This window comes from Clostridium sp. AF21-20LB (genome assembly GCF_003478795.1).
Taxonomy (GTDB): Bacteria; Bacillota; Clostridia; order Lachnospirales; family Lachnospiraceae; genus Otoolea; species Otoolea fessa.
The window spans coordinates 39,354-52,575 of the sequence record NZ_QUGD01000006.1; the positions used below are offsets into that span (position 1 = coordinate 39,354).

Annotated in this window: 12 protein-coding genes and 1 pseudogene; all 13 read left to right on the forward strand. The window is 47.6% G+C overall.

Annotation, left to right across the window (positions count from 1 at the left end; all coding sequences use genetic code 11):
- The first annotated feature begins 213 nt into the window (after nucleotides 1–213).
- The 13 genes and pseudogenes from DWX76_RS04945 to lon all read left to right on the forward strand — a co-directional run bounded on the left by DWX76_RS04945 (nucleotide 214) and on the right by lon (nucleotide 13,210).
- Nucleotides 214–1,305, forward strand: coding sequence for a substrate-binding domain-containing protein (locus DWX76_RS04945; protein WP_182429729.1), 1,092 nt, complete (start codon nucleotides 214–216; stop codon nucleotides 1,303–1,305).
- A 112-nt stretch (nucleotides 1,306–1,417) separates the two neighbouring features.
- Nucleotides 1,418–2,926 (forward strand): sugar ABC transporter ATP-binding protein, encoded by a 1,509-nt coding sequence (locus DWX76_RS04950; protein WP_107001613.1) that lies wholly within the window; start codon nucleotides 1,418–1,420, stop codon nucleotides 2,924–2,926.
- Nucleotides 2,927–2,940: 14 nt separating this feature from the next.
- A complete protein-coding gene (locus DWX76_RS04955; protein ID WP_118570225.1) occupies nucleotides 2,941–3,933 on the forward strand; it encodes an ABC transporter permease subunit in 993 nt (330 codons plus the stop codon).
- 372 nt (nucleotides 3,934–4,305) lie between these two features.
- Nucleotides 4,306–4,593: a hypothetical protein gene (locus DWX76_RS04960; protein WP_227589388.1), complete on the forward strand. Its 288-nt coding sequence runs from the start codon at nucleotides 4,306–4,308 to the stop codon at nucleotides 4,591–4,593.
- 52 nt (nucleotides 4,594–4,645) lie between these two features.
- Nucleotides 4,646–4,918: a hypothetical protein gene (locus DWX76_RS04965; RefSeq protein WP_107001611.1), complete on the forward strand. Its 273-nt coding sequence runs from the start codon at nucleotides 4,646–4,648 to the stop codon at nucleotides 4,916–4,918.
- Entirely contained in the window at nucleotides 4,902–5,180 is a 279-nt protein-coding gene (locus DWX76_RS04970) for a DUF4160 domain-containing protein (protein ID WP_107001610.1), read from the forward strand. The genes DWX76_RS04965 and DWX76_RS04970 overlap by 17 nt, the downstream gene beginning before the upstream one ends.
- A gap of 36 nt (nucleotides 5,181–5,216) precedes the next feature.
- Nucleotides 5,217–5,689 (forward strand): annotated as a pseudogene (locus tag DWX76_RS04975) (CYTH domain-containing protein).
- 47 nt (nucleotides 5,690–5,736) lie between these two features.
- Nucleotides 5,737–6,405, forward strand: a complete 669-nt coding sequence (locus tag DWX76_RS04980) for a phosphatase PAP2 family protein (RefSeq protein WP_182429730.1) — start codon at nucleotides 5,737–5,739, stop codon at nucleotides 6,403–6,405.
- 127 nt (nucleotides 6,406–6,532) lie between these two features.
- The gene (locus DWX76_RS04985; protein WP_118570227.1) at nucleotides 6,533–7,087 is read left to right on the forward strand and encodes a DJ-1 family glyoxalase III; all 555 of its coding nucleotides are present in this window, start codon (nucleotides 6,533–6,535) and stop codon (nucleotides 7,085–7,087) included.
- 199 nt (nucleotides 7,088–7,286) lie between these two features.
- Nucleotides 7,287–8,573: a trigger factor gene (gene tig, locus DWX76_RS04990; protein WP_022359227.1), complete on the forward strand. Its 1,287-nt coding sequence runs from the start codon at nucleotides 7,287–7,289 to the stop codon at nucleotides 8,571–8,573.
- Between the two features lie 249 nt (nucleotides 8,574–8,822).
- A complete protein-coding gene (clpP, locus tag DWX76_RS04995) occupies nucleotides 8,823–9,404 on the forward strand; it encodes an ATP-dependent Clp endopeptidase proteolytic subunit ClpP (protein WP_022359226.1) in 582 nt (193 codons plus the stop codon).
- A gap of 43 nt (nucleotides 9,405–9,447) precedes the next feature.
- Nucleotides 9,448–10,746 carry an ATP-dependent Clp protease ATP-binding subunit ClpX gene (gene clpX, locus DWX76_RS05000; RefSeq protein WP_117795072.1) on the forward strand — a complete coding sequence of 433 codons (1,299 nt, stop codon included), beginning with the start codon at nucleotides 9,448–9,450 and terminating at the stop codon, nucleotides 10,744–10,746.
- 142 nt (nucleotides 10,747–10,888) lie between these two features.
- A complete protein-coding gene (gene lon / locus DWX76_RS05005; protein WP_118522393.1) occupies nucleotides 10,889–13,210 on the forward strand; it encodes an endopeptidase La in 2,322 nt (773 codons plus the stop codon).
- Nucleotides 13,211–13,222 lie beyond the last annotated feature (12 nt).

A 13,222-nucleotide genomic window follows, 5' to 3' on the forward strand; every position in this document is an offset into this window, starting at 1 on the left:
TGTGAATAAAATCACAAAGGATCTAAAAAAATTTTATATAAGAACCAAGAAAATTATATGGAAAAGTGTACAAACGATCCGTATAATAATGGTGTCGATAAGAAAAAATGACGAATCGGCGAAACTGTATAATGTGTGTATGCGGAAAATTTAACTGTTCGGTGGATCCGGACAGCGCAAACGGATACGCAAGTTTAAGGGAGGACAAACATTATGAAACTGAAAAAAGTAGCAGCACTTGGTTTGGCAACTGCAATGGCATTTTCCGTAACTGCTTGCTCCAGCAAACCGGCAGAGACAACTGCAGCGGCAGAAGAGACAACAGCAGCAGCTGACGCAGCAGAGACTGTTAAAGAAGCAATCGAAGGAAAAGATCCGGCAGAAGTTAAAGTTGGTATTTCTATTTACCAGTTCGCTGATAACTTCATGACACTGTATAGAAACGAACTTCAGAAATATTTAGTAGATGAGCTTGGCTTAAAGGCAGAGAACATCTCCATCATGGATGGTAAGAATGACCAGTCCGAGCAGATGAACCAGATCCGTAACTTCGTTACTCAGGGATTTGATGTTATGATCATCAACCTGGTTCAGGCTTCTTCTGAGCCGGATGTAACCAACATCTGCAACGAAGCAGGTATCCCGGTTGTTTACATCAACCGTGAGCCGGATGCTGAGAGAGAGCAGGCTTGGGTTGACGACGGCATCAAAGCTACTTATGTAGGTGCTGATGCTAGACAGTCCGGTACATATCAGGGTGAAGAGATCGCTGAGCTTGAGAACAAGGGTGATGCAGACGGCGACGGCGTTGTTCGTTACATCATGGTTCAGGGAGATCCGGAGAACGTAGATGCTCAGTACAGAACTGAGAAATCCGTTGAGGCTTTAAAGGCAGCTGGCGTAGAGGTTGAAGAGCTGACCAAGCAGCGTGGTGATTGGGATCAGACAAAGGGTCAGGAGATCACTGCTAACGCTCTGTCCCAGTACGGCGACAAGATCGATGTTGTATTCTGCAACAACGATGCTATGGCTCTTGGTGCTCTGCAGGCTATCGAGGCAGCTGGAAGAACTGTAAACAAAGATATCTACCTGGTAGGTGTTGATGCTCTGGTTGAGGTTGTTGAGAACGTTATGAACGACAAGATGACCGGTACCGTATTCAACGATTACTTCGGACAGGCTCATACAGCAGCTGACAAAGCTCTGGATTTCGTAAACGGCAAAGAAGTTGACAACGTATACATGGTAGACTATGTAAAGGTTACAACTGAGAACGCTGGCGATATTCTGGAAATGATTAAATAATTGTAGCTGTTCAGAAAAGGACGGTTATGAACATATCACTCCCCTGCAGGGGAGTGAATAAAGTGTCGGGTGTGCAGATGGCACACCCGATTTTATGAAAGGAGAGAATGGGATGGCAGAGTACAGATTGGAGATGCGCGGGGTATCGAAAAGCTTCCCTGGCGTAAAAGCTCTGGACAAGATAAACCTCAAAGTACGTCCCGGCACCGTCCATGCACTGATGGGAGAAAACGGCGCTGGTAAATCCACCTTGATGAAATGTCTCTTTGGTATTTATCATATGGATGAAGGTGAGGTATATCTGGATGGAGAAAAAGTGGAGATCCACAATCCGGATGAAGCCCTTCACAGAGGACTGGCCATGGTACATCAGGAGCTGCAGCCGATACCTGAGAGAACGGTAGCAGAGAATATGTACACCGGTCGTTATCCAACCAAGAAATTTGGTCCGATTCAGGTCATCGACCATAAAAAGATGTTTGAAGAGACAGCAAAATGGCTGGACGATGTTAAGATGCCGTATAACCCGAAGGCAAAACTGGGAACCATGTCCATCGCCCAGATGCAGTCTGTCGAGATTGCCAAGGCTGTATCCTTAAATGCCAGAGTTGTAATTCTGGACGAGCCGACTTCCTCCTTGACGGATAATGAGGTAGAGGCGCTTTTCCGCATTGTCCGTGACCTGAAATCACGAGGCGTATCCCTCATCTATATTTCCCATAAGATGGCGGAGATTCGTGAGATTTGTGATGATATTACCATCATGCGAGACGGCACCTATGTTGGTTCCTGGCATATGGACGAGATTTCGGATGATGAGATCGTCAAACAGATGGTTGGTCGTGAGCTGACCAATATCTATCCTCCGAAGAATGATACAAAAGCCGGAGAGGTACTGCTGGATGTCAGAGGATATTCCAGTATCCATGATCGTTCTTTCCAGGATTGCTCCTTCACCCTTAGAAGAGGCGAGATTCTTGGATTCGGCGGCCTGGTAGGTGCTCAGAGAACGGAACTGATGGAAGGTATCTTCGGTATGCGTCATATTAAATCCGGAGAAGTTTATATTAAGGGTAAGAAAATGAACATTAAGCGTCCGCAGGATGCAATCCGGGGCGGTATCGGTATGATTACCGAGGACCGACGCGGAACTGGTATTCTGGGATGTCTGTCCATTGCAGATAATGTATCAATTTCCTCCCTGGATCAGTATTTACACTATGGTATCAAACTGAATAAGAAGAAGATTGAGCAGCTTGTCAAGGATAACGTGGCAAAGCTTTCAATCAAGACACCGAGCAGTAAGACACTGATTCAGTCACTTTCAGGCGGTAACCAACAGAAGGTTCTGATTTCCCGCTGGCTGGCCAACAACCCGGATATCCTCATCATGGATGAGCCGACCCGTGGTATCGACGTTGGTGCCAAGTACGAGATCTACCAGATCATGATTGACCTGGCAAAGCAGGGCAAAGGTATCATCATGATTTCATCTGAGATGCCGGAGCTGATTGGTATGTCGAACCGTATCCTTGTCATGTGTAATGGTCACATTACCGGTGAGGTACAGGGTGAGGAAGCAACTCAGGAGCGTATCATGAGCTACGCGACTAAGTTCTAAAGGAGGAAGAGAGAATGGATAAGAAACAACTGAATGTAAAAGATATATTGATCAATAACGGTATCGTTATTCTGATCCTGTTGATGGTTCTCTTTGTTGGTGTAACAAAACAGAACTTCTTCAGCAGCAGCAACTTTAGCAACATTTCCATCAACGTAGCATGCCGTTTCATCATCGCAGTCGGCGTATCCGGCTGTCTGATTACGAAAGGTACCGACCTTTCTGCAGGCCGTCTGGTTGGACTTTCTGCCTGCCTGGCAGGTACTCTGCTCCAGAAGAGTGATTACAGCGGACATTTTGAACTTACCAAAGGATTTGGCGAGCAGAACGTATGGCTGATTCTCCTTATCTGTATCGCTATCTGCTGTGTATTTGGTCTTATCAATGGTATCGTAGTTGCTTACCTGAATGTACCGGCTTTCATCGGTACCCTGGGTATGCAGATGATCGTATACGGTATCAACCTGGTTTACACAAAATCCGTTCCGTTAGGCGGTTATCGTCAGGAGTATACCATCATTGCAAATGGTAACTTCTTCGGTATTCCGTACCTGTTCATCATTGCATTTGTCATCGGCGCGATCATGTGGTTCGTATTTAACTACACCCGCCATGGTAAATATATGTATGCAATCGGCGGCAACGAGGCAGCAGCAGAGGTTGCTGGTGTAAATGTTAAGAAAACCAAGATCATCATCTATGTAACAGCTACTGCACTGTATGCTATCGCAGGTTTCCTTCTGGGAGCTAAATCTGGTGGTGCCGGTGTAAATACCGGTAACGGTTACGAGCTGGAGGCTATTGCAGCTTGTACCATCGGTGGTGTATCTGTAAACGGTGGTATCGGACGTATCTCCGGTGTTATCATCGGTGTACTTGTATTCGAGTTCTTAAAGACCTGCTTACAGTTCCTCGGCATCGACCCGAACTATCAGTATATTGCACAGGGTATCGTTATCGTTGTTGCGATTGCGCTGGATATCCGTAAGTATATTGCGAAGAAGTAATAAGATTAACTGTGTTCTGACGAGAATGTATGTACCATATGAAAAGTCGTCTGAAACCGTACATAAATATAAGTTCGAAAAGAAATCAGAAACTCCCTCTCCATGGATGCATGGCGGGGGAGTTTTTTATAATAGGATAATCCGTTGGAATCTTCTATTATATAAACTGCCGGGCAGGATTTTTCTTGTATAAATCTGAAAAGTTGTAATCGGCAGGGGATGGTGGATGAGATGGCGTGCCAGCTCTTGCTTTGACAGTGACGGAAAAATATTTTTGGATTGCCTGAACTTATTTTTATGGATATAATAAGAGAAGAGGCTGTTTCAGAGTGAGCAGCAGAGAAAACAAGCCATATTCTGAAAGGAACAAGGATGAGCGAAAACGAAATGCTGGAAAAGAATGAGACGATAAAAGAAACAGTGAGCGAAAAACTGGAGACGGCGAAAGAAGCGGCAGAGGAGACGGCAGATAAAACTCTGGAGGAACTGGAAGCGGAAAATGAAAAGCTCCGCCGGGAGCTGGAACTCATGAAAGAAAAGACCATCAAAGAGCGCATCTATGACCATGTGCATGTCTCTGTGCGGACGATGGATATTTTTATCGGCGTGATGGTGGTACTGTTTGTGGTGGTTGTGGTGATGGGGATGCTGAATAAGTAGAAAGCAGCCGTGGTTAAAACTGTTTTGAGGATAAATGAGAGGAGGAAGAAAGATGATGTACCCATTTATGACCTTAAATGATGATACGGAAATTACCCATTCTGAAATGCGGGCAGATGGCAGGGTTAAAGTTTATATAGAAACACCCGATGAAAAAGATGGATTTCACAATGCGATATGCTATTTGCCAGATTACAAGTGGGAGAATATAAATGGTTATTCAGATATGGAAATGAGTTATTTCAAGAAACTGATTCGGGAAAATGCACACTTGATTATGGAGTTTTCACAAGAGGGAGGAATTCTGAGTGCCGCAAATTTTTAGGATTGGACCATATATTGTATATTTTTGGTCGAATGAAAATGAGCCGCTGGAACCGGTGCATGTCCATATTGCAGAGGGAAGAGCAACTTCAAATGCGACAAAAGTGTGGATAACCAGTACGGGCAAGGCATTGCTCAGCCACAATTCTTCCAAAATATCAGCCCAAATTTTGAACAGTATGATTCGGGTGATAGAGGCCAACAGTGAAGAAATTATAGAAAAATGGCTTTCTCATTTTGGAGAAATACGGTACTTTTGTTAAGACTTTTTAAGAAATATAAAAAGGACAACTAATTTTATGGAAATCGAACGCAAATATTTAATTAGTCACATTCCATTTGATATAGCCGGATACCCCTTCCACCAGATCGAGCAGGCATATCTAAGCACTGCCCCGGTTGTGCGTGTCCGTCAGGAGGATGACACCTATTATCTGACCTACAAATCCAAAGGACTGATGGCGCGGGAGGAATACAATCTGCCGCTGACGAAGGAATCCTATGAGCATCTCCGCTCGAAGGCTGACGGCAGGATCTGACGAAAAAGCGTTATCTGATTCCGATGGAAGGAACGGAGTACACGATTGAGCTGGACATTTTTTCAGGCGAATATGAGGGATTGAAGCTGGCGGAGGTTGAATTTCCAAGTGAGGAAGCCGCACTTGCCTTTGTGCCGCCGGAATGGTTCGGGCGCGAGGTGACGTTTACGGGCGAGTACCAGAACAGCCGTCTGGCGCTGGCGGAAAACCTGGTATTAAAAACGAAAGAATAAAAACGAAAGAACAATACAAAGGTATATTATTAATGATAAAACAAGTAATGAATTGGATCAAAACGCACCGCTACTGTTTGGCAGGACTCTATATGCTGGTGTTTCTGTCAGGATTTTTTCTGCTGGAGCTGCACGAACCATCGGATGTTCATATTATACACTGTGCGGTCGATGACCTGATACCGTTTAATGAATGGTTCGTACTGCCGTATTTTCTGTGGTACGCGTGGGTGCCGGTGTTTATGCTTTATTTTATGATTCGGGACCGGGAGGCGTATCTGCGGCTTTGCTTTGTGATGTTTGCAGGAGCAACCTTTTGCTTATTTGTCTACCTGCTGGCACCAAACGGTTTAAATCTGCGGCAGGAGATCACATCACAGAATTTCTGCGCGCAGATTGTGCGGTTTCTGCGGAGGGTGGATCCGCCGAACAATGTCTGCCCGTCGATCCATGTATCGAGCACTGTGGCGGTACATCTGACGATCTGCCACGCGGCAAGTGTGCGGAACAAGAAACCGATCCGTACACTTTCGTGGATTGTCACGATTCTGATTTGTCTTTCAACCATGTTCATCAAACAGCATTCGCTGGTCGATGTGCTCTGTGGCTGGATTTTGAGCCTGATTCTTGACGAGGCGGTGAATGTGTGGGTGCTAGTAAAGGCATTTTCAAAAGGAAAAGCTGGAAAAACAACGAATGCGGTTCACGAAGAATAAAAAAGTGAACGAATTGAACAGTTGCAATGATTTTCTGATATCTAAAAAGAAAAAATGATTGCTTTGTGGAAAATAAAAAAATTAATATAAAAAGTGTTATAAAAACAAAGAACAGGAGGAAATAATCATGGCTGTGGTATACGCATTTTTAGCAGATGGACTGGAAGAAGTGGAATGTCTGGCGACGGCGGACGTGCTGATCCGCGCGGGTGTGAAGGTAAAACTGGTTTCGATTACGGGTAAAAAAGAGGTGAAGGGCGCACATGGATTTGGTATCCATGCAGATGCTCTGCTGCATGAGGTTGACCCGATGAAAGCGGATCTTCTGTTCCTTCCGGGCGGTATGCCGGGAACGAAAAATCTGATGGCGTGCAAACCGCTCTGCGATGCACTGGTGCAGGCAGATGCTGCTGGAAAGCGCCTGGCAGCGATCTGTGCGGCTCCGAGCATTCTGGGGCAGCTGGGGCTTTTGAAGGACAAGAAGGCAACCTGCTATCCGGGCTTTGAGGATGCCCTGACCGGTGCGAAGCTGACGGGTGCGGGCGTTGTGACGGACGGCAATATCACAACGGCGCGTGGACTTGGATATGCGCTGGATCTGGGAATTGAGCTGGCATCGCTCTTAGTCGATCGCCCGGTAGCATTACAGGTCAAAGATTCAATTCAGTATGACCAGGTGTAGTTTCAACTTAGAAACATACAGAAAATGCATCAAAAATGGCATAAAACCCACCTAAAACCACTCATAAACCCGCAAAAAGTGAACGCAAAATTATATTTTCCGCTAGTATTTAGCACGCAGATATGCTATAATGCTATCTTGAAGTGTAACGCCCGGTAGAATGGCGGTTCACATATAGAAGCAAGGAGGACCCCTTAAAATGAGTTTACAGGTAGAAAAATTAGAGAAGAACATGGCAAAGCTGACCATCGAAGTTCCGGCTGAAGAGTTTGATGCAGCAATCAAAAATGCGTACAACAAGAACAAAAACAAATTCAGCATCCCGGGATTCCGTAAAGGTAAAGCACCGTTAGCTATGCTGGAGAAGATGTATGGCGCTGGCATTTTCTATGAGGATGCAGCAAACGAAGTGATCGACGCATCTTATCCGAAGGCAGCAGAGGAGAGCAAGGAAGAGATCGTTTCCACTCCGGAGATCAAAGTAACTCAGATCGAAAAAGGTAAGGCATTCATCTACGAGGCAACCGTAGCTCTGAAACCGGAAGTAACTCTGGGCGAGTACAAAGGCGTAGAAGTTAAGAAGGCAGAAGCTGTTGTGACAGACGAGGATGTAGAGAACGAGCTGACTGCAGCACGTAAGAAAAACGGCAGACTGATCGATGTAGAAGACGGCGCAATCGAGGACGGCGACAACACTATCATCGACTTCACTGGCTACATTGATGACAAGACATTTGACGGCGGCGCTGGTACAGATTATCCGCTGGTAATCGGTTCCCATTCCTTCATCGAGGGCTTTGAGGATCAGTTAATCGGCAAGAAAAAAGGCGAGACCTGTGACGTAAACGTTACTTTCCCGGCTGAGTACCATGCAGATGAGCTGGCTGGCAAACCGGCTAAGTTCGTTGTAACCATCAAAGAAGTTAAGAGAAACGAGCTTCCGGAGCTGAACGATGAGTTCGCAAGCGAAGTATCTGATTTCGATACTCTGGATGAGTACAAAGCAGACATCCGCAAGAAACTGCAGGAGAAGAAAGAGCAGGATGCTAAAGTAGAGAACGAGAACAACGTAATCGAAAAAGTAGTTGAGAACGCTCAGATGGAACTGCCGCAGCCGATGGTTGACACTCAGGCAAGAGAGATGGTAGAGAACTACGCTCGCCGTCTGCAGAGCCAGGGCTTAAACATCAACGATTACATGAAATATACCGGCATGACACCGGAGAAGCTGATGGAGCAGATGCGTCCGGAAGCAGAGAAGAGAATCAAGACCAGACTGGTTCTTGAGAAAGTAGTTGAAGTTGAGAACGTAGAAGTTTCCGATGAGAAGCTTGACGAGCAGATCAACGAGATCGCAGCATCCTACAAACTGGAAGGCGCTAAGCTGAAAGAAATGATGGGTGAGCGCGAGAAAGAGCAGATCCGTGAGGACCTGAAAGTTCAGGCAGCGATCGATTTACTGGTAGAGCAGGCAAAGCTTGCTTAATCAAACCGATAAAAGCGAATACTGAAATACGGCAGAATTCTATGGTGTCCTAAGGCATCATAGAATTTTGTATTACTGTTCACAGGCAGGCACTTTTGGAACCGAAAGTGCCGTGCGATAACATAGTGGCAGCAGATTTTGCTGATTTGTAATGCGAAGCATCAACAAAATCCTGTTACAGTTTGCACGCGTGTGAACTGTAACAATTTTTGCCATAAACATTCATTCTCAATTATAGGAGGAAGAATCATGAGTTTAGTACCTTATGTCCTTGAATCCACCAGCCGCGGCGAGCGGACGTATGACATTTACTCCCGTTTGCTTAAAGATCGTATCATTTTCCTGGGAGAGGAAGTAAATGATGTGACAGCCAGCCTGGTTGTAGCACAGCTTCTGTTTCTGGAGGCAGAGGATCCGAATAAGGATATCAGCTTATATATCAACAGCCCGGGCGGTTCTGTTACCGCAGGTATGGCGATCTATGACACGATGAATTATATCAAATGTGATGTATCTACCATCTGTCTGGGTATGGCAGCCAGCATGGGCGCATTCCTGCTTTCCGGCGGTACCAAAGGAAAGAGATATGCACTTCCGAACGCAGAAGTGATGATTCACCAGCCATCCGGCGGCGCGAGAGGACAGGCAACCGAGATCCAGATCGTAGCGGAGAATATTCTTCGTACCAAGAAGAAATTAAATGAGATTCTGGCAGCCAATACAGGCCAGCCGTATGACGTGATCGTGCGTGATACAGAGCGTGATAATTACATGACAGCAGAGCAGGCGAAAGAGTATGGTCTGATTGATTGTGTCATTACCAACCACTAATTAGATTTCTGGATGGAATAATAGAAAGGAACAAGGTGGAAGTATGCCAGGCAGAACAGACGACAAAATACGCTGCTCATTTTGCGGCAAGACACAGGATCAGGTTAGAAAACTGATCGCTGGCACAGATAATGTATATATCTGCGATGACTGTATCGAACTCTGCTCGGAGATTCTGGAAGAGGAATTTGCCGATCAGGAAAAAGGACCGGATTTCAGCGGAATCAACCTGCTGAAGCCGAAGGAAATCAAAGAATTTCTCGATGAGTATGTCATCGGACAGGACGACGCCAAGAAGGTGCTCTCCGTAGCAGTTTATAACCATTACAAGAGAGTTATGTCCAAGTCCACGCAGGATGTAGAGCTTCAGAAGAGCAACATCCTGATGCTCGGACCGACCGGTTCCGGTAAGACATACCTGGCGCAGACGCTGGCGAAGATCTTAAATGTACCGTTTGCCATCGCGGATGCGACCACTCTGACCGAGGCTGGATATGTCGGCGAGGATGTAGAGAACATTCTCTTGAAGATCATCCAGGCGGCTGATTACGACGTCAGCAAGGCAGAGTACGGCATCATTTATATTGATGAGATTGATAAAATTACGAAGAAGTCTGAAAATGTATCTATCACCCGCGATGTATCGGGCGAGGGTGTACAGCAGGCGCTTTTAAAGATTCTGGAAGGAACCATTGCCAGTGTTCCGCCGCAGGGCGGCAGAAAGCATCCGCAGCAGGAACTGATTCAGATCGATACGACCAACATCCTGTTCATCTGCGGCGGTGCATTTGACGGTCTGGAGAAGATCATCGACAGCCGTTTAGGTGCCGGTTCCATCGGATTTAACTCCGATATTGTGGATCGCAAGCATCAGGATATCGATGAGCTTCTGAAACAGGTAATGCCGCAGGATCTGACGAAGTTTGGTCTGATTCCGGAGTTTATCGGTCGTGTGCCAATCACGGTATCGCTCCAGACGCTCAATGAGGAGGCGCTGGTCCGCATTTTAAGAGAGCCGAAGAATGCGCTGATCAAGCAGTATCAGGCGCTTCTCGATCTGGACGGCGTGAAGCTGGAGTTCACGGATGATGCGCTGATGGCGATCGCCCACATGGCAGTCGAGAGAAAGACGGGAGCCAGAGGACTTCGTTCTATCATGGAGTCCCTGATGATGGATACCATGTATGAGATTCCGTCCGATTCCACGATCGGCATCTGCACGATTACCAAAGACGTAGTCGAGGGAAAGAGTGCGCCGGAGCTGGTATATCGCGACAATACGGTGCCCCGCAAGTCTTTTACAGGACGTTCTAAGAAAGACAGAACCGGCGAGATTGCGTAAATGTAAAGGAAAATAAATGCAGCAGCTTGAGAATGGCGGCTGTTAATGGGGTCTGTGAGATGGCGAACTGCCATAGGCAGACCCCTGTTTTTCTTTTCACAGGAAATAACGATACGTTTGATGTAAGAAAGATAAAGGTGTTATGGAAGATAAGAAACTGACAATGCCGATGATCGCGCTGCGCGGACTGACCGTGCTGCCGCAGATGACGGTAAATTTCGATATCATCCGGGATAAATCCATCGCGGCGGTGGAGCAGGCTATGGTGGGCGATCAGCGAGTATTTCTGGCGACGCAGAAGCAGCCGGATGAGGTGATCCCGGATATTGATGGGATTTTTCAGGTAGGAACGATTGGCTACGTGAAACAGCTTGTCAAGATGCCGGGCGGCATGGTGCGCGTCACGGTGGAAGGGCAGGAGAGAGCCAAGCTTCTGGAGATGGAGAAGGGCGAGTCATGCTGCACTGCGATCGTGGAGATTCTGGATCCGGTCGAGGACGATCTGGACACGATTCAGAAAGAGGCGATGCTCCGGATTCTGAAAGAAAAGCTGGAAGAATACGGAAAATTAAATGTGGCAGCGGGACGTGAAGTATTAAGTCCGTTGATTGCACAGCCAGATCTGACCGAATTAATGAACCAGATATCAGCCCAGTTCCCGTGGAACTATGAAGCGCGCCAGTCGGTGCTGGAATGCCGGACGCTGACGGAGATGTATGAGACAGAGCTGCAGCTTCTGCTGACGGAATTAGAGGTTTACCGCGTGAAACGCGAGTTTCAGACGAAGGTAAGGGCGGCGCTGGATAAAAATCAGCGTGATTATATTCTGCGGGAACAGCTGCGTGTGATCCGGGAGGAGCTGGGAGAGGAAAATCCGGTCTCTGATGCGGATGAGATGAAGGAACAGTTGAAGAAGATCAAAGCCAGCGTGGAAGTAAAGGAGCGGATCCGCAAGGAGATCAACCGTTTCCAGAATATGCCGGCTGGCAGCCAGGATGCGAATGTGATCCGGACATATCTGGAAACGGTGCTGGAACTGCCGTGGAACAAAATGACGAAGGATAACGCGAGCCTGAAGCATGCGGAAGAGATTCTGGAAGCCGACCATTATGGTCTGGAAAAGGTCAAAGAGCGCGTGCTGGAATACCTGGCAGTCCGCATCCTGACGAAGAAGGGCACCAGCCCGATCCTTTGTCTGGTGGGACCGCCTGGAACCGGTAAAACTTCGATCGCTCGTTCGATTGCGAAGGCGATGGGACGCAAATATGTCCGCATCAGCCTGGGCGGCGTGCGCGACGAGGCGGAGATCCGCGGTCACAGAAAGACCTACGTCGGCGCGATGCCGGGACGCATCGTGGAAGGGCTCAAGCAGGCAGGGGTTGCCAATCCGCTGATGCTGCTGGATGAGATCGACAAAGTCAGCAGTGATTATAAGGGAGATACATCCTCGGCGCTCTTAGAGGTGCTGGACAGCGAGCAGAATGTGAAATTCCGCGACCATTATGTGGAGATCCCGATTGACCTGTCGGAGGTATTATTTATCGCGACGGCGAATACAACGCAGACGATCCCTGGACCGCTGCTGGACCGTATGGAGCTGATTGAAGTCAATAGTTACACGGAAAATGAAAAATATCACATTGCAAAAGACTATCTGATTCCGAAACAGCTGGAGAAGAATGGTCTTTCGAAGGAACAGTTAAATATCACGGGTCCGGCGCTGGAGAAAATGATTCACAGCTACACCAGGGAAGCTGGAGTCAGGAATCTGGAGCGCCGGGTTGGCGATATCTGCCGCAAGGCAGCCAGAGAGGTGCTGGAGAAGAAGAAACCGTCGATCCGAGTGACAGAGCGGAATCTGGATCATTATCTGGGACGCGAGAAAGTCTTCTTCGATGCAGCCGGAAATGAGGCACAGGTCGGTATCGTGCGCGGTCTGGCGTGGACGAGCGTCGGCGGCGATACACTGCAGATCGAGGTCAATGTCATGCCGGGCAAAGGCGTGCTGCAGATGACGGGTCAGATGGGCGATGTCATGAAGGAGTCGGCGCAGATTGCACTGACCTATGTGCGTTCGGTTGCATCTGATTACGGCGTGAAGGAGAACTATTTCGAGAAACACGATATTCACCTGCATATCCCGGAGGGCGCGGTGCCGAAGGATGGTCCGTCGGCCGGAATCACGATGGCAACGGCGATGCTGTCGGCGGTGACAGGACGGAAGGTACTGCCGCGTGTGGCGATGACCGGCGAGGTAACGCTGCGCGGTCATGTGCTGATGATCGGCGGTCTGAAAGAAAAACTGCTCGCAGCCCGCATGGCGCAGGTGGAAAAGGTACTGGTACCGGCGAAAAATCAGCCGGATGTCGAGGAACTTTCGAAGGAAATCACGAAAGGAATGGAGATCGTATACATCAAGGAGATGAACGAAGTCATCCGAGAGGCATTTGTACCGGAGAAATAGCGGTTTAGTAGG